The organism is Streptomyces sp. NBC_00096 (genome assembly GCF_045041305.1).
In the GTDB taxonomy this organism is placed as follows: Bacteria; Actinomycetota; Actinomycetes; order Streptomycetales; family Streptomycetaceae; genus Streptomyces.
This window is the reverse complement of the sequence record NZ_CP108221.1, coordinates 1145147-1162908: the sequence shown is the minus strand read 5'-3', so window position 1 is coordinate 1162908 and position 17762 is coordinate 1145147. Positions and strand designations below refer to the sequence as shown.

The following is a 17762-nucleotide window of genomic DNA, read 5'->3' as shown; positions in this document are numbered from 1 at the left end:
ACAGTGCCCGGTGCCACTCAGTGTGGCGCCGGGCACCTGTGCGTAGAGATGTACGTAGACCTGTACGGGTATACGCCCGTTTGGTGGGTGTGACCTCGTACCAGTGTGTACAGGTATGACAAAGGTGTGACCCGACCGGGGCCGCCCGATGATGCCCGCCGCGAGCGGAACATTAGACTCGACAGACCAGCTGGCAACTGCAAGGAGGCACGGGTGCTGCTGACCCGCATCAAGGGACCGCGCGATCTGGACCGGCTCAGCCAGGAGGAGCTCGACCAGCTCGCCGCTGAGATCAGGTCCTTCCTCGTCGACGCCGTCTCCAAGACCGGCGGGCACCTCGGCCCCAACCTCGGTGTGGTCGAGCTCACGATCGCCCTGCACCGGGTCTTCGACTCGCCCAAGGACAAGGTCCTCTTCGACACCGGCCACCAGGCCTACGTCCACAAGCTGCTCACCGGCCGCCAGGACTTCGGCGGCCTGCGCACGAAGGGCGGCCTGTCGGGCTACCCCTCGCGCGCCGAGTCCGAGCACGACGTGATCGAGAACTCGCACGCCTCCACCGTGCTGGGCTGGGCCGACGGCATCGCCAAGGCCAACGAGGTGCTCGGCAAGGAGAACCACCACGTCGCCGCGGTCATCGGAGACGGGGCCCTCACCGGCGGCATGGCCTGGGAGGCGCTGAACAACATCGCCGCCGCCAAGGAACGCCCCCTGGTGATCGTCGTCAACGACAACGAGCGCTCGTACGGCCCCACCATCGGCGGCCTCGCGAACCACCTGGCCACCCTGCGCACCACGGACGGCTACGAGCGCTTCCTGGCCCGCGGCAAGGACCTGCTGGAGCGCACCCCGGTCGTCGGGAAGCCGCTCTACGAGACCCTGCACGGCGCCAAGAAGGGCCTGAAGGACTTCATCGCCCCGCAGGGCATGTTCGAGGACCTGGGCCTGAAGTACATCGGGCCCATCGACGGCCACGACATCGAGGCCCTGGAGTCCGCCCTGCAGCGCGCCAAGCGCTTCAGCGGTCCGGTCATCGTGCACTGCCTCACCCAGAAGGGCCGGGGCTACGAGCCGGCCGTCCAGGACGAGGCGGACCGCTTCCACGCGGTCGGCGTCATCCACCCGGACACGGGCCTGCCCGTCTCCACCGACGCCGCCAGCTGGACCTCCGTCTTCGCCGACGAGATGGTCAAGCTCGGCAAGGAGCGCAAGGACATCGTCGCCATCACCGCGGCCATGCTCCAGCCCGTCGGCCTGAAGAAGTTCGCGGACGCCTTCCCGGACCGGATCTTCGACGTCGGCATCGCCGAGCAGCACGGCGCCACCTCGGCGGCGGGCCTGGCCACCGGCGGCGCCCACCCGGTCTTCGCGGTGTACGCGACCTTCCTCAACCGCGCCTTCGACCAGGTCCTGATGGACGTGGCCCTGCACAAGTGCGGAGTCACCTTCGTCCTGGACCGGGCCGGCGTCACCGGCACCGACGGCGCCTCCCACAACGGCATGTGGGACATGTCCATCCTCCAGGTCGTCCCCGGCCTGCGGCTGGCCGCCCCGCGCGACGCGGAGCAGCTGCGGGCCCAGCTGAACGAGGCCGTCCTGGTCAAGGACGCCCCCACCGTGGTGCGCTTCTCCAAGGGCGTCGTCGGCCCGGCCGTCCCGGCCGTCGGCAGGATCGGCGGCATGGACGTACTGCGCCGTCCGGCCGACGAGGTCACCCGTCCGGACGTACTGCTCGTCTCGGTCGGCGCGCTCGCCCCGATGTGCCTGGAGATCGCCGACCTCCTCGACAAGCAGGGCATCTCCACGACCGTGGTCGACCCCCGCTGGGTCAAGCCGGTGGACGAGGCCCTGGCCCCGCTCGCCGACCGCCACCGCGTGGTCGTCACGGTCGAGGACAACAGCCGAGCGGGCGGCGTGGGCTCCGCCGTCGCGCAGGCCCTGCGGGACGCGGGAGTCGACGTGCCCCTGCGGGACTTCGGCATTCCGCAGCGGTTCCTGGACCACGCCACGCGCAAGGAGGTCATGGCCGAGATCGGCCTGACCGCCCCGGACATCGCACGGCAGGTCACCGGCCTGGTGGCCAAACTGGACGGGCGCTACGACAGCGAGCCGGCCGCCACCGTCGACTGACGGCGGCCGCCCGGCGGCTGATCATCTGCGGTTGCACGGCACGGGCCGGAAGGGTCACCCTTGAAGGGTGGGCCTTCCGGCCCGTCTCGTTTCGATGCGGTCTCTCCTGGGAGGTGCGTCGGTGAGCAGGAATCTGAACAGCCCCTTCCGCACGAAATCGGTCGAGCAGTCCATCCTCGACACCGAAGAGCCGGAACACGCGCTCAAGAAATCGCTCTCGGCCTGGGACCTGACCGTCTTCGGCGTCGGCGTCATCATCGGCACCGGCATCTTCGTCCTCACCGGCAAGGTCGCCAAGGAGACCGCCGGTCCCGCCACCGCCCTCGCCTTCGTGGCCGCCGGAATCGTGTGCGCGCTCGCCGCCCTGTGCTACGCCGAGTTCGCCTCGACCGTTCCGGTGGCCGGATCCGCGTACACCTTCTCGTACGCCTCGATCGGCGAGCTGCCCGCCTGGATCATCGGCTGGGACCTGGTGCTGGAGTTCGCGCTCGGCACGGCGGTCGTCGCGGTCGGCTGGTCGGGGTACGTCCGCTCGCTCATGGACAACGCGGGCATCCACCTGCCGGCCGCCCTCCAGGGGCCCGACGTGCAGGGCGGCACCTTCGACCTGCTCGCCTTCGTCCTGGTCCTCGTCCTCACCGTGATCCTGGTCGTCGGGGTGAAGCTCTCCGCGCGGATCACCGGGGTCGTCGTGGCGATCAAGGTCACCGTGGTGCTCATCGTGATCATCGCGGGCCTGTTCTTCATCACGAAGTCCAACTACCACCCGTTCATCCCGCCGGCCCAGCCCCAGAAGGCCGGCTCCGGGCTGGACGCCCCCCTGGTCCAGCTGCTGTTCGGCTACGACCCCACCGACTTCGGCGTCATGGGCATCTTCACCGCCGCCTCCGTCGTCTTCTTCGCCTTCATCGGCTTCGACGTGGTGGCCACCGCTGCCGAGGAGACCAAGCTGCCGCAGAAGGACATGCCGCGGGGCATCCTCGGCTCGCTGATCATCTGCACCGTGCTCTACGTGGCGGTCTCGATCGTGGTGACCGGCATGCAGAACTACAAGGACCTCTCCACCAGCGCCCCACTGGCCGACGCCTTCAAATCCGCCGGCCATCCGGTCTACGGAGGCATCATCAGCTTCGGCGCGGCGGTGGGCCTGACCACCGTGTGCATGATCCTGCTGCTGGGCCAGACCCGGGTGTTCTTCGCGATGAGCCGCGACGGACTGCTGCCGCGGTTCTTCTCGCGGACCCACCCGAAGTTCCGCACCCCCTACCGGCCGACGATCCTGCTCGGCGTGATCATCGCGATCGTCGCCGGATTCACCAGCATCAACGAGCTGGCCACGCTGGTGAACATCGGTACGCTCTTCGCCTTCGTCGTCGTGGCACTCGGCGTGATGGTCCTGCGCCGCACCCGCCCCGACCTGCACCGGGCCTTCCGCACCCCGTGGGTGCCGCTCGTGCCCGTCCTGTCGATCGCCGCGTCGGTCTGGCTGATGCTGAACCTGCCGGCCGAGACCTGGCTGCGCTTCGGGATCTGGATGGTCATCGGCTTCTTCGTCTACTTCCTCTACGGGAAGCAGCACAGCCGGCTGGGGCGGGGCGAGGGCATGACCCCGAACCCGGCACGCGAGGGCCGCTGACCGTCTCCTACGGTGAGGGGATGGAGATCACCGCGGTACTGGAGCCCTGGACGGAAGACGACTTCTGGCTGCTGCTCCGCAAGAACGAGCCGGCCATGACCGAGCATCTCGGCGGGCCGGAGACGATGGCCAAGCTGGAGGACCGCCACCGGCGGTACCTGGCGCTGAGCGCCCGGGAGCCGGCGGCGGGCCGCATGTTCCGGGTCGTCGCCGACGGCGAGAGCGTGGGCAGCATCGGCTTCTGGGAGCGGGTCTGGCAGGGGGAGGAGGTCTACGAGACCGGCTGGGCCATCCTCCCCGAGTTCCAGGGCCGGCGGCTCGCGGCCAGGGCGGCGCGGGCGCTCGTCGCCCACGCGGGAGTCCACGGCACCCGCCGCCACCTGCACGCCTTCCCGGGCGTGGACCACCCGGCGTCCAACGCGGTCTGCCGCGCGGCGGGCTTCGTGCTCCTCGGCGAGGTGCGGTTCGAGTACCCGCCGGGGCAGTGGCACGCGAGCTCCGACTGGCGCGCGGTGCTGGGGGACGGCGCCGACGCGTAGCAACGGGGCCGGTCACGGCGGCTCGTGGGCACCGGGACCGCCATGGCACCGGGACCGGCATGGCACCCGGCCCGCTCATGACACCGGGGCCGGTCGCGGAGGCCGAAGGGCCGTCCGTGACCGGCCCCGGGACGCGGAGTCGGGTGCCGAGGGGCCGTCAGCCGCCGGTGGCCGGGGACTTCTTCGCCGCGGCGGGGATCGGCTTGTCGTTGCGCACGGCCTCCCACAGCTGCCCGGACTGCGGCTCGGCGGCGATGACGCGGTTGGGGTCCACCTTGTCGTAGGCGACCGGCAGCATGATCGTCTCCATGGTGTCGGGGTCCACGCCCTTCATGCTCTGGGCGAAGTCCGACAGGCCCTTGAGGGAGCCGAGTTCGGAGTCGGTCGTCAGTGCCTTGGTGCCGGCGTCGGCGAGCTTGTAGAGCCGGGCCGGGTTGCCGAGGGCGTCCTGGTTCTTCACCTCGGACAGCATGGCCAGCATGAACTTCTGCTGGAGGTCGATGCGTCCGAGGTCGCTGCCGTCGCCGTAACCGTGGCGGGTGCGAACGAACTTGAGGGAGTCGGTGCCGTTCAGGCGGTGCGTGCCGGCGTCCAGGTTCAGGCCGCCCTTGATCGGCTTGTCGAGGGTGACGGTCACTCCGCCGAGCGCGTCAACCAGCTCCTTGAAGCCGGCGAACTCCACCTTGACCAGGTGGTCGACGCGGATGCCGGACATCTGCTCGACGGTCTTGACCACGCAGGCCGGGCCGGCGGTCCCGATGACGCTGTTCATCATGACGCGCTTGGCCCCGGCGACCGTCTTGCCCTTCTCGTCCTTGCAGTCGGGACGGGTGACGAGGGTGTCACGGGGGATGCTGATCGCGGTGGCCTTCTTACGGCCCTCGGGTATGTGCACCAGCATGTTGGTGTCCGAGCGGGAGCCGCTGACATCGCCGTGGTCGAGTTCGCCGTTGGCGCCGGCGCGCGAGTCGGAGCCCAGGACGAGGATGTTCTGACCGCCGTCCGGGACCTTCGCCGGCCGGTTGTCCGTACCGATCGCCTGGTCCAGGTCGACGCTGTCGATGTTGCCGTTGAGGTGGCTGTACGCCCACCAGCCGGCGCCGCCCGCGGCGAGCAGCAGGACCAGGAGCGTCACCAGGACGATTCGTCTGATGCGCTGGCCGCGGGTGCGGACGCGCTTGCGCCCCCTTCCGGCCGTCGTGTCGGGGGCTTGACGACGGTCCGGTGTCTGGACGTCCTGGCTCATCCTGCTTCAGTCCTCAATCGTGGGGCCGGCGTGGGCGGTGTACGGGGCGCTGGAGCGGCGGGATCCCGGGCGCGTCGGTGAACGCCCGCTCATGCCACGCTGACCGTGCACTATAGACAGATATTGAGACTGGCGTGCGTCCCGGGTCCAGGAACGGCACATCTGTTCCTCGAACTACAATCCGCACCGTGTGGCCGACGGCGGCCCGCGCGAAACGCTGGAGGCAAACGTCATGCGGTCGAGGTCGGGAGCCGGCGTGCGGCGGGACGCCGAGCGGACAGATGCCGGACAGGGCCGGGGAACCGACCCGGCCGGGCCCGCGTCCGTCCTCGACGGCCGCTGGCTGATGCGGGGGCCCGAGGGCCTGCTCTCGGCCTACGCGCGCACCCCGGACGGGCTGCTGCGCTGGACCGAGATCACACCGGGCGGCCCGCAGTGGCGGGGGCCGGACTTCTTCGCCGCCCCGGACGTGGCCTCGCTGTCGGTGGCCCAGGGGCCGAACGGCTTCGTCCACTTCGTCGGCCGCCGCACGGTGCGGGGCAAGGCCGGCGACACCGTCGACCTCGCCCACGCGATCCAGTACCAGACCGGCCGGCCGCTCGGTGAGTGGAACTCGCTGGGCAATCCGCACCGCGACCCGGCCCGCGCCCCGTACATCGGGAACCCGGTCGTCTCGGTCGCCGCGAACGGTGCGGCGTTCGTCTTCCTCGCCAACGCCTCCGGCGCCCTCGCGGTGCGCCGCGAGTCGGCGTCCGGAAAATGGCTCCCCTGGCAGGGCATCAAGTGCCTGGGCGTGCGGTCCGACATGGCCCCGGTGCCCTTCGCTTCGGGGCCGATGGAGGTCCTGGTGCCCCACGAGGCCGGGACGATGCGCTGCTACCAGCCGGAGGCCGACGCGGCGCTGGCGCGCACCCCGGACCTGCCGGTCGTGCCGGCCGAGCAGAGCGTCACGGGGATCGAGACGGCGCCGGGCCGGGCCACCTACTACTGGACCGACCCCGCGACCACGGGCCTGCAGGCCTACCGGGACGGCGGCTGGATGATCCCGCTCGGCGGCAGCGCCGCCGAGGGCCGCATCGCGGCCCTGCGGACGACGATCGACGGATACGACTGCACGGTCCTGGCCCACCGGAGCCTGGACGGCCAGGTCGTCCTCGGCGCCTTCGGCACCGGGAACGAGGGCGCCGGGGTGTGGTGGGCGCCGACCGGCGAGTGGTGCGCCGCGGCTCCGGCCCTCGCGCTCGACCACTTCGGGCGGGTCGTCGTCGCCTTCCTCGATGCCGACGGCGGGCTGCGGATCGCCCGGCAGGGCACCGGGGGCGGCTTCGCAATGGACCGCTCGGTCCAGGTCTGACCGGGTTGATCATTCTTCGCCCATGCTTCTCCGAAGTTGGGAGCGGACTTTAGTGTGATGGCCTCCACACCGAAACCCCTGGTATGCCGCAAGTTCATTTCAGGTCAGTAACGGCCTCCCGGAAACACTGGCCATTGATGGACGCCTCGTAACGGCCCATGTAAAGGTTGAGTAATGCTGGATCAGCTGGAACGGGACAGCACCGTTCGGCATCTTCCAGCCATGGTTCTTACAGGGACGGCCCGGGGGCAGCGGCACCAGGGGCGTGGGCGGTGCTCGTGAGCTTGGATGGTGCGGAAGTCTGTGAGCCTCAAGAATCCTGAGGCGAGTGCGCTGGTCGCGTCCTACCGGTCACTGCTGCCCGTGCGAGCCCGCCGCAAGATCGTCCGAAAAGTGCCGCGCCCCCTGCGGCAGGGCGTCATGGCGGTCCTGGCCTCCTTCGACTCGCTGCGCTCCGCCCTCGCGGTCCGCGCCCTCGGCGGCCGCGCCCGGGGCGCCCGGCACAGCGCCCGCGGCGCGATACGCGTCGTACGCCTGGGCGGCAAGCACGTCAGGGCCGTCGTCGTGCCCGGCGCCACCGAATGGGCCGCCCGCGCACGCAACCTGCACCTGCTGGTCAGCATGCTCGAAGAAGCGGACATCGATTTCTTCTGCATACGCGGCACCGCCAACAGGCTGCCCTGCGTGGCCGTCCCCTCCGTCTGGCGCGATGACCTGGAAGAGGTCCTCCAGATCGGCTTCGGGCACAACCCCGGCTACGTCGGCGAGGGAGCCGGCGCCCACATGCGCTCCGGCTCCACCGCCGCCGCCTGGCGCAAGGTCCGCCACGCCAAGGTGCTGCGCCTGGCGTGGAACGTCTGCGACCCCTCCGGCCACCTCGTCTTCGGGCCCGAGTCCGGCGTCGAGCTGGAGTTCTGGTCCCAGGACGGCGGGGAGTACGTGGCTCCGCGCCCCAACAGCGTCGTGACCAGCGCCGGGGTCAGCGACGAACGCCGGCTGGCCGAGCAGAAGCTCTTCAGCCCCGTCCCCCAGCTCTACGCCACCGGCCTGACGCGCACCCTGACGGAGTTCACCGCCCCGCTCCCGGGCGACCACCTCTACCCCGTGGACGTCGTCTACACGTGGGTCGACGACTCCGACCCCGTCTGGCGGGCCGCCAAGGAGGCCGCCCGCGGCACCGCGGGCCGCAGCACCGGCGCGCCCCTGCACGAGCAGGCCGCCAACGACTCCCGCTTCAAGAGCCGCGACGAGCTCCGCTACTCCCTGCGCTCGATCCACCAGTACGCCCCCTGGGTGCGCAACATCTACCTGGTCACCGCCGGCCAGGCCCCCGGCTGGCTCAACACGGAGTACCCCGGCCTGCGCGTGGTCGACCACCGCGAGATCTTCACCGACCCCGCGGCGCTGCCGACGTTCAACTCGCACGCCATCGAGAGCCAGCTGCACCACATCGAGGGCCTCTCGGAACACTTCCTCTACCTCAACGACGACGTGTTCTTCGGCCGGCCGGTGGACCCCGGGCACTTCTTCCACCCCAACGGCCTGACCAAGTTCTTCATGTCCAAGGCCCTCATCCCCTCCAGTCGCAACGGCGACGCGGACCTCCCGGTCAACGCGGCCGGCCGCAACAGCCGCAGCCTGATCTCCCAGCAGTTCGGCACCTTCATCTCCCAGAAGATGAAGCACACGCCGCACGCCCTGCGGCGCAGCGTCCTCGGCGAGATCGAGCAGGTCTACGAGCGGGCCCACTGGACCACCCAGCACGCGAACTTCCGCTCCCCGCACGACGTGCCGATCGCGTCCTCGCTGCACCACTACCACGCCTACCACTCGGCCCGGGCGACGGTGGCGGACCTGCGGTACACGTACATCGACATCGGCGACGGCCTGGCCCAGCAGCGGCTGGACCGGCTCGTCGCACGCCGCGACTTCGACACCTTCTGCATCAACGACACGGTGGTCCCCGCCGATCCGGACGCTCAGGAGCGGATGGTCGCCACCTTCCTGGAGACGTACTTCCCCGTCCCCAGCCCCTACGAGATACCGGGCGCGACCGGCCTTCCGGTGCGACGCGTCAACGAGTTGGGACGTGTACAGGCATGAGTGCCCTGCGAAGCCGTCTCGGCGCCGTGCGCAGGAGGCTCCTCAAGCTCAGTGCCGCCCGCCGCGTCTGGCACCTGATCGTCCCGGTCCTCTTCCCGATGCGGGCCAAGCGCTCCGCGCTGCTGCTGTACGCCGCCGTGCTCGACGGGCAGACGGTCAACCTGCACGCCGAGCTGCCGGCCTCGGCCGGCATCCCGGAGAGCGCCGAGATCGTCCTCGGCAGCGGCCGCAACCGCCACGCCGTCCCCGCGCGCATCCGCACCGACCGCGAGGGCCGCGTGCTGATGGACGCCGCCGTGCTGCTCGGCGCCGAGGTGGGCGGGGTGCCGGTCACCCCGGGCCGCTGGAAGCTGCGGCTGCGGACCGGAGCCGGCCGCTCCGCGCGCAACCTGCCGCTGATGCTGAGCAGCCTGCCCGCGGTCCACGAGGGCGGGGCGACCGGGCCGATGACCTTCTCGCCCGTCACCGGCCGCCGCCACCGCATCGTCCGCAGCGCCACCGGCGAGGCACGTATCATCTGTAGTGCCCCGAAGCCGGGGGTGGAGGTCGTCCAGCTGCACATCGGGCATTCCGGTATCCAGGTGGACTTCCGTGTCCTCGGCATGCAGGCCGAGGGCGCGTGGTGCGAGTTCGCCGCGTCGGGCCGCCGGATCACCGCCTGGCCGGCCGAGGCGGAGCCCGGCGTGTGGCGCGTGGGCGTGCCGCTGTCGGAGATGAGTCCCGGGGGGGACCGGAACGAGCACTGGGACGTGCTGTTCTGCGCCGAGGGCCGCCGCTCCGTGCGCGTCGCCCGCAAGCTGCACGACGTGCGTGACCCGCGGCAGGTCTTCGCGGCGCGCAGGATCGTGGTGGCGCCCGGTCCAGAGAATTTGATCATGGTCGAATCGCGGTACACGGCAGCCGGGAACCTCCGGTTCACGTGCAGTACCGCGGCCGGGTGAGGAAGAGTATGAAGGTCACGTTTCTGCTGACTGCGGCAGACGCGATGAGCGACGCCGAGCGCGCCGTGTTCAACCAGGCGGCTGAACTGGCCGCCATCGGGTACGACGTGTCCGTCCTCAGCGTCTTCAAGGTCCGCCGCCGGCGCTTCGTGCCGCCGGACGGAAGGGTGGCCACCGGCTTCCTCATCGAGGCCGGCGGCGCGACCCACCGGCCCGTCCGCGACTCCGGGCTCGACGAGGCCCGCGCCGCGGCGCTCGCCTCCGTACCCAGCGCGATCGTCGAGCGCCGCTGCGACAACCGGTTCAACCGGCTCGCGGACGTGGAGCTCGAGTACGCGCTGCAGAACACCGACACCGACCTCCTCGTGACCACCTCGCCGGGGCTCATGGCGTACGCGGCGGCGTTCGTGCCCACCGGGGTGCTCACCGTCCACCACGAACAGCGGGTCCCCGAGCTCGGCGGGCCCGAGGGCGAACCGCTGCTCAGGCACACCCCGCGGTTCGACGCCGTCACCTTCCCGAGCGCGCGGTCCTACGAATGGTTCATGGAGACCTTCGGCGCGGGCAATCCGCAGCTCGACGTGATCCCGCCGGCCCCGCTCGCCGGCTTCCGGCCCCGCTCCACGCTCCAGACCCGCATCGTCCTGCTCAGCGCCCCCCTGGTGGAGCGGGCCGGGGTCGTCGACGCCCTCAAGGCCTGGGCGACCATAGCCCCGAACCACCCCACCTGGTCCCTGCGCGTCATAGGCGAGGGCCCGCAGATCGGCCTCCTGCGCCGCCGCCGCGACCAGCTCGGCCTGCACGGCAGCGTGCACTTCATCAGCGAGGCCCCGTTCCTCGCCGAGGAATGGGCCAAGGCCAGCATCGCCCTGTGCTCCTCCGAGTCCGAGGCCGGCGGCCTGTCCATGATGGAGGCGCAGGCGGCCGGCGTCCCCGTCGTCGCCTACGACTGCCCCAACGCCCCCCGGGACGTGGTCCAGGACGGCCGCACCGGCGTCCTGGTCACCCCCGGCGACACCGAGGCGCTCGCCGGCGTCCTCACCCGGCTCATCGAGGACGACCAGCTGCGCCACGGCATGGGCAGCGCCGCCTTCGAGGCCGCCGTCCGCTTCGACCCGGCCGAGGTCACCGGCCGTTGGGACGGCCTCTTCCGGCTGCTCGCCGCCGCCCGGGACTCCGGATCGCGCGCGGAGCTCAAGGCCGCCCGGCTCGCCGCGCACGCTCTGCACGCGGGCAACGACGGGGCCGCCCGGGCCGCGGCCGCCGCCCCGGCCAGCACCTCCCGCACCAAGCGGCTGCGCGCCACCGAGGAGCGCATCCTCAAGCACGATCGCTCCCTGGTGCGCGACGGCGGCCAGGTCTGCCGGATCATCGACTCCGAGTCGCCCTTCGAGATCTCCTGCACCAACCTCTCCCTGACGGCCGACGCGCTGGAGCGGGCCCGCATCCCCTACTTCACCGTGCGCGACACGAAGGTGCGCCACTCGGTCGCCGTCCACGCGGAGCACCGCGACGAAGTCCTCAAGGTGCTCGCCGAGACCTACCCCGGGGCGCCCGTCTACATAGCGCTGCTCAACGACGCCGACTCGCCGACCCTCACCACCCTCGCCGAACTCGCCACCGACCACATCGGGGCCACCTTCGCCGGGGTGCGGGTCTACCAGAGCGCCGTCACGGCCTCGCGCACCCTGCGCCTGAGCGCCGCGTACGGCTGCACCATCTCCTTCTGGGAGGAGGACCCGGAGGACCCGGAGTTCTTCGTCTCCCCGACCCGTACGCTCATCGGCGCACGCGTCCCCCGCCCCGCCCTGCGCCAGGCGACCATGGTCCTCGGCGGCCGGACCTACCCGTCCATCGAGCCGTACGCCCAGACCCTGCACCACGACTTCACCTTCCCCATCGACGCCGTCTACACCTGGGTCGACGGCGCGGACATGGCCTGGCTGGAGCGCAAGAACGCCGCCCTGTCCGCGATGGGCATCGTCACCGAGGACGCCGCCACCAGCGCCGCGCGCTTCCGCAACCGCGACGAACTGCGCTACTCGCTGCGCTCGATCGACATGTACGGGCCCTGGATCCGCAACATCTACCTGATCACGGACCAGCAGGTGCCGGCCTGGCTGGACACCAGCCACCCCCGGGTGCGCGTCGTGGACCACAGCGAGATCTTCGGCAGGGAGGGCAGCCTCCCCACGTACAACTCGCACGCGATCGAAAGCCGCATGCACCACATCGAGGGGCTCGCCGAGCACTTCCTGTACTTCAACGACGACATCTTCCTGGGGCGCCCGGTCCAGCCCAGCCTGTTCTACCTCAGCAACGGGCAGGCCAAGCACTTCACCTCGTCGAACGCCATCCCGATGAGCGCCATCACCGAAGGCGACGAGTTCAGCCGCATGGCGGCGAAGAACAACCGCGAGCTCATCCGGCAGATGTTCGGCCGGACGCTGGTGAACTCCTTCGTCCACGCCCCGCACCCGCTGCGCCGCAGCATCATGTTCGACCTCGAGTCGCACTTCCCCGACGCGATGCGGCGCACCGCCCACGCCCAGCTGCGCAGCCCCACCGACGTGTCGACCGCCTCCTCGCTGCACCACTACTTCGGCTACTACACCGAGCGCAGCGTGCCGGGCGGACTGAGTGCCGGCTTCGTGAACGTCGGCCTCAGCGAACAGCTCCAGAAGCTGAACACGATGCTCACCGCACGGTCGAACGACACCTTCTGCCTGAACGACTATCACGACGGCGACGTCTCGGAGGACGAGCAGGACGCGATCCTGGCCGGCTTCCTGCCGAGCTACTTCCCGGTCGCCAGCCAATTCGAATTCGGATCACCGAGGAACCAGCGCTTCCACGCCGGTCTGCTCCCCGGGTTTCCGCTGTAGGAGACAGGACTATTCATGAGCAAGATCTGCGTGGTCGGAAACTCCGTGGCCAAGTCGCGGAAGCCGGAGGAGGCGCCGCTGGCGGGCTGGGGACAGTTCCTCACCGACTTCGTGATGCCGTATCACGAGGTGCGCAACTACGCGCGGGACGCCATGACGGCCCGCACGTACTTCCTGGAGCGGCTGCCCACGCTCCTCGAACTGCTGGAGCCGGGCGACGTCGTCCTCATCGACTTCGGTACGGTCGAGCAGCGGTTCGACAACCCGATGCGCTACCACGGGCCGCGTGAGTTCAAGGAATTCATGTACCTGTACGTGGAGGCCATCCGGGCCCAGGGCGCCGTGCCGGTCCTGATGACCTCCGCGTCGCGCTGCACGTTCGACAGCGAGGGCAATGTCGCCGACACCCTCGGCGAGTACCCGCAGCTGATGCGCGAGGCCGCGGCCGAGACCGGCTCCGGGCTGGTGGACCTGCACGCCTTCACCACGCGCATGCTCCAGGAGCTCGGTCCGCAGCGGGCCCGCCAGTACTTCCGCTGGGTGGACGCGGGGGAGCACCCCAACCACCCCGACGGCTTCATCGACTCGACGCACTTCAACGAGATCGGTGCCCGCGAGGTCGCCCGCATCGTGGCCATCGGCCTGCACAACTCCCCGGCCGTCCCGCGCGGGTTCGTCAACCCCGAGGCCGTCGCGATGACCCCGGACTTCCCGCCGCCGGCCGCCGAGTTCACCGTGGAGAAGCCCGAGTTCGCGCTCTACGCCGACCACCGCCACGGCAACCCGCCGGTCTTCGGCTCGCCCTCGGCGGGCAAGCTCGTCAGCGCCATGGGCAAGTTCGCGGGCACGGCCGACCCCGGCACGAGCTACCTGCTGTTCTTCGAGAACGGCGGCTACGTCGGCGGTACGCGCGTCAGCCAGGACGGCAAGTGGCTGTGGCGGCGGGTGCTCAACTGGACGGCGGGCGACCACCTCCTGCAGGCCGTGGGCATCACCGACCACGGCCCCACCCCGGTCGCCTCCCTGCCGTTCACGGTCAAGGACTGGGTGGCCCCGCCGGTCGTGATCTCACCGAAGGACGGGGGCTACACGAGCACGAGGCCCCGGTTCACCGGCACCGCCGAGCCCGGCGTCTCGAAGATCGCCATCCTGGAGAACGGCCGCCTCATAGCCTCCGTGGCGGTGGCCCCGGACGGCCAGTGGAAGGTCACCCACCCGCACGTCTGGAAGCCCGGCACCTACACCCTGGACTTCGTGGCGGTCTTCAGCGCCATCCACTCGGTGCCCGTCCGGGTCACCATGAAGGTCCACGGCGTCCCGCCGGACAACTGGATCCGGCAGTCGGCCCTCGTCTCGCGCGAGCCCTGCAACGACAGCCCCTGCGAGCACTACCCCTACGGCGGCGGACAGTGATCCGGCGCTGACGGGACAACGGGAAGGCCCCGCACACCAGGTGTGCGGGGCCTTCGCCGTGTCCGTGCGGACGGTGCGTTACGCGGGAACGCTCGCCAGGCCCGGGGCCAGGAACTTCTTGCCGTTCACGCGCTCGGAGACACCCTCGCGGTCCAGGTACGGCGTCACGCCGCCCAGGTGGAAGGGCCAGCCGGCGCCCGTGATGAGGCAGAGGTCGATGTCCTGGGCCTCGGCCACGACACCCTCCTCCAGCATCAGGCCGATCTCCTGCGCCACCGCGTCCAGGACGCGGTCGCGGACCTGCTCCTCGGTCAGGACGGTGTCGCCCTGGACGAGGAGGGCGGCGACCTCGGGGTCCAGCTCCGGCTTGCCGGAATCGTAGACGTAGAAGCCGCGCTTGCCGGCCTTGACCACGGCCGCCAGGTTCGCGGAGACGGTGAAGCGCTCCGGGAAGGCGCGGTTCAGGGTCTCGGACACGTGCAGACCGATCGCCGGACCCACGAGCTCCAGGAGCACCAGCGGGGACATCGGCAGGCCGAGCGGCTCGATGGCCTTCTCGGCGGTGACCACCGGGGTGCCCTCGTCGATGACGTTCTGGATCTCGCCCATGAAGCGGGTCAGGATGCGGTTCACGACGAACGCCGGGGCGTCCTTGGTGAGGACCGCGGTCTTCTTCAGCTTGCGCGCGACACCGAAGGCCGTGGCCAGCGAGGCGTCGTCGGTCTGCTCGCCGCGGACGATCTCCAGCAGCGGGAGGATCGCGACCGGGTTGAAGAAGTGGAAGCCGACCACGCGCTCCGGGTGCTGGAGCTTCGAGGCCATCTCGGAGACCGACAGCGAGGAGGTGTTGGTGGCGAGGATCGCGTGCGCCGGGGCGACCGCCTCGACCTCCGCGAACACCTTCTGCTTGACGGACATCTCCTCGAACACGGCCTCGATGATGAAGTCCGCGTCCGCGAAGCCCTCGGCCTTGTCCAGGACGCCCGTCACCAGGGCGGTCAGGCGGTTGGCCTTGTCCTGGTTGATGCGGCCCTTGCCCAGCAGCTTCTGGATCTCGGCGTGGACGTAGCCCACACCCTTGTCCACGCGCTCCTGGTCGATGTCGGTGAGGACCACCGGCACCTCCAGGCGGCGCAGGAACAGCAGCGCCAGCTGCGAGGCCATCAGGCCCGCGCCGACGACGCCGACCTTGGTGACCGGGCGCGCCAGGGACTTGTCCGGGGCACCGGCCGGGCGTTTGGCGCGCTTCTGGACCAGGTTGAAGGCGTAGATGCCGGAGCGCAGTTCGCCGCCCATGATGAGGTCCGCCAGCGCGGTGTCCTCGGCGTCGAAGCCCTTCTGCAGGTCGCCGTCCTTGGCCGCCTCGATGATCTCCAGCGCGCGGTAGGCCGCGGGGGCCGCGCCGTGCACCTTGGAGTCCGCGATGAAGCGGCCGCGGGCGACCGCCGCGTCCCAGGCCTCGCCGCGGTCGATCTCGTCGCGTACGACCTCGGTCTCGCCGTTCAGCACGCGGGCGGTCCACAGGAGCGACTGCTCCAGGAAGTCCGCGCCCTCGAACAGCGCGTCCGCGATGCCGAGCTCGAAGACCTGCTTGCCCTTGAGCTGACGGTTCTGGTTCAGCGAGTTCTCGATGATCACCGAGACCGCGCGGTCCGCGCCGATCAGGTTCGGCAGCAGGGCGCAGCCGCCCCAGCCCGGAACCAGACCGAGGAAGACCTCGGGCAGCGAGAAGGCCGGGATGGCCTTCGAGACGGTGCGGTAGGTGCAGTGCAGACCGACCTCGACACCGCCGCCCATCGCCGCGCCGTTGTAGTAGGCGAAGGTGGGGACGGCCAGCGCGGCCAGGCGCTTGAAGACGTCGTGGCCGCCCTTGCCGATGGCGAGCGCCTCGTCGTGCTTCTTCAGCAGCTCGACGCCCTTGAGGTCGGCGCCGACCGCGAAGATGAACGGCTTGCCGGTGATGCCCGCGCCGACGATGGAGCCCGCGAGGGCCTCCTGCTCGACCTGGTCGATCGCCGCGTTCAGGTTGGCGAGGGACTGCGGGCCGAAGGTGGTCGGCTTGGTGTGGTCCAGGCCGTTGTCCAGCGTGACGAGCGCGAAGCGCCCCGCGCCGAAGGGCAGGTCCAGGTGGCGGACGAGCGCGCGCGTGACGACCTCGTCCGGGAACAGCTCGGCCGCGCCCTTCAGGAGCTCAGTGGTGGTGGTGCTCACTTGCTGTCTCCCTCGGCGGTGAAGTTCGGGTTCTCCCAGACGACCGTGGCGCCCATGCCGAAGCCGACGCACATGGTGGTCAGGCCGTAGCGGACCTCCGGCTGCTCCTCGAACTGGCGGGCCAGCTGGGTCATCAGACGGACGCCGGAGGAGGCGAGCGGGTGGCCGAAGGCGATGGCGCCGCCGTACTGGTTGACGCGGGCGTCGTCGTCGGCGATGCCGTAGTGCTCCAGGAACGCGAGGACCTGGACCGCGAAGGCCTCGTTGACCTCGAAGAGGCCGATGTCGTCGATCGTCAGACCGGCCTGCGCGAGGGCCTTCTCCGTGGCCGGGATCGGGCCGTAGCCCATGACCTCGGGCTCGACGCCCGCGAAGGAGTACGAGACCAGGCGCATCTTGACCGGGAGGTTGTTCTCGCGGGCGAAGTCCTCGGACGCGATGATCGCGGCGGTGGCACCGTCGTTGAGACCGGCGGCGTTGCCCGCGGTGACCTTGCCGTGGGTACGGAAGGGGGTCTTGAGGCCGGCCAGGTTCTCCAGGGTGGTCCCCGGACGCATCGGCTCGTCGGCGGTGACCAGGCCCCAGCCCGTCTCACCCGCCGCCTCGTTGTTGTTGCGCACCGAGATCGGCACCAGGTCCTGCTGGATCTTGCCGTCGGCGTACGCCTTGGCGGCCTTCTCCTGCGAGCGCACGGCGTACTCGTCGGCGCGGAGCTTGGTGATCGTCGGGTACCGGTCGTGCAGGTTCTCGGCGGTCATGCCCATGAACAGGGCGGACTCGTCGACCAGCTTCTCGGAGACGAAGCGCGGGTTCGGGTCGACGCCCTCGCCCATGGGGTGGCGGCCCATGTGCTCGACACCGCCGGCGAGGGCGACGTCGTACGCACCGAAGGCCACACCGCCCGCGACGGCGGTCACGGCGGTCAGCGCGCCGGCGCACATGCGGTCGATGGAGTATCCGGGGACGGACTGCGGGAGACCCGCGAGAATGCCGGCCGTGCGGCCCAGCGTCAGGCCCTGGTCGCCGATCTGCGTGGTCGCGGCGATGGCGACCTCGTCGATCTTCGCGGGGTCCAGGTCCGGGTTGCGGCGCAGCAGCTCCCGGATCGCCTTGACGACGAGATCGTCGGCGCGGGTCTCGTTGTAGATGCCCTTCGGGCCCGCCTTGCCGAACGGGGTGCGGACGCCGTCGACGAAGACGACGTCCCTGACGGTACGAGGCACGTTGGCTCTCCTCCAGGTGCGGGTGTGCACTGCTGCGCGGGGGCGTGCCCATTACTGAGCGCCCGCTCACCCGATCCATGC

At 70.5% G+C, this 17762-nt stretch carries 11 protein-coding genes; 8 read left to right on the top strand and 3 right to left on the bottom strand.

Translation table 11 applies throughout. The features are described 5' to 3' along the window. Positions 1-213: 213 nt before the first annotated feature. The 3 genes from dxs (at position 214) to OG904_RS05010 (ending at position 4305) form a co-directional block, all read left to right on the top strand. Positions 214-2130 (top strand): 1-deoxy-D-xylulose-5-phosphate synthase, encoded by a 1917-nt coding sequence (gene dxs / locus OG904_RS05020; protein ID WP_405487780.1) that lies wholly within the window; start codon positions 214-216, stop codon positions 2128-2130. 121 nt (positions 2131-2251) lie between these two features. Further along, complete coding sequence (locus tag OG904_RS05015) at positions 2252-3766, top strand: amino acid permease (RefSeq protein ID WP_405487778.1); 1515 nt, start codon at positions 2252-2254, stop codon at positions 3764-3766. 20 nt (positions 3767-3786) lie between these two features. Then, the gene (locus OG904_RS05010; protein WP_405487776.1) at positions 3787-4305 is read left to right on the top strand and encodes a GNAT family N-acetyltransferase; all 519 of its coding nucleotides are present in this window, start codon (positions 3787-3789) and stop codon (positions 4303-4305) included. Positions 4306-4462: 157 nt separating this feature from the next. On the opposite strand, the gene OG904_RS05005 is transcribed toward OG904_RS05010, so the two are convergent. After that, positions 4463-5551 (bottom strand): LCP family protein, encoded by a 1089-nt coding sequence (locus OG904_RS05005; protein ID WP_405487774.1) that lies wholly within the window; start codon positions 5549-5551, stop codon positions 4463-4465. Between the two features lie 232 nt (positions 5552-5783). Here OG904_RS05005 and OG904_RS05000 point away from each other — a divergent pair, with 232 nt between their 5' ends. The 5 genes from OG904_RS05000 to OG904_RS04980 all read left to right on the top strand — a co-directional run bounded on the left by OG904_RS05000 (position 5784) and on the right by OG904_RS04980 (position 14247). Then, positions 5784-6905 carry a hypothetical protein gene (locus OG904_RS05000; RefSeq protein WP_405487772.1) on the top strand — a complete coding sequence of 374 codons (1122 nt, stop codon included), beginning with the start codon at positions 5784-5786 and terminating at the stop codon, positions 6903-6905. A gap of 420 nt (positions 6906-7325) precedes the next feature. After that, positions 7326-9008 carry a stealth family protein gene (locus tag OG904_RS04995; RefSeq protein WP_405497773.1) on the top strand — a complete coding sequence of 561 codons (1683 nt, stop codon included), beginning with the start codon at positions 7326-7328 and terminating at the stop codon, positions 9006-9008. Next, a complete protein-coding gene (locus OG904_RS04990) occupies positions 9005-9949 on the top strand; it encodes a hypothetical protein (protein ID WP_405487770.1) in 945 nt (314 codons plus the stop codon). Before OG904_RS04995 ends, OG904_RS04990 begins: the two co-directional genes overlap by 4 nt. Positions 9950-9957: 8 nt before the next feature. Beyond that, entirely contained in the window at positions 9958-12834 is a 2877-nt protein-coding gene (locus tag OG904_RS04985; protein ID WP_405487768.1) for a stealth conserved region 3 domain-containing protein, read from the top strand. A gap of 15 nt (positions 12835-12849) precedes the next feature. Then, positions 12850-14247 carry a hypothetical protein gene (locus OG904_RS04980; RefSeq protein WP_405487766.1) on the top strand — a complete coding sequence of 466 codons (1398 nt, stop codon included), beginning with the start codon at positions 12850-12852 and terminating at the stop codon, positions 14245-14247. 78 nt (positions 14248-14325) lie between these two features. On the opposite strand, the gene OG904_RS04975 is transcribed toward OG904_RS04980, so the two are convergent. Continuing rightward, complete coding sequence (locus tag OG904_RS04975) at positions 14326-16458, bottom strand: 3-hydroxyacyl-CoA dehydrogenase NAD-binding domain-containing protein (protein WP_405487764.1); 2133 nt, start codon at positions 16456-16458, stop codon at positions 14326-14328. Then, positions 16455-17681, bottom strand: a complete 1227-nt coding sequence (locus OG904_RS04970; RefSeq protein WP_405487762.1) for a thiolase family protein — start codon at positions 17679-17681, stop codon at positions 16455-16457. Before OG904_RS04970 ends, OG904_RS04975 begins: the two co-directional genes overlap by 4 nt. Between the last annotated feature and the right edge of the window lie 81 nt (positions 17682-17762).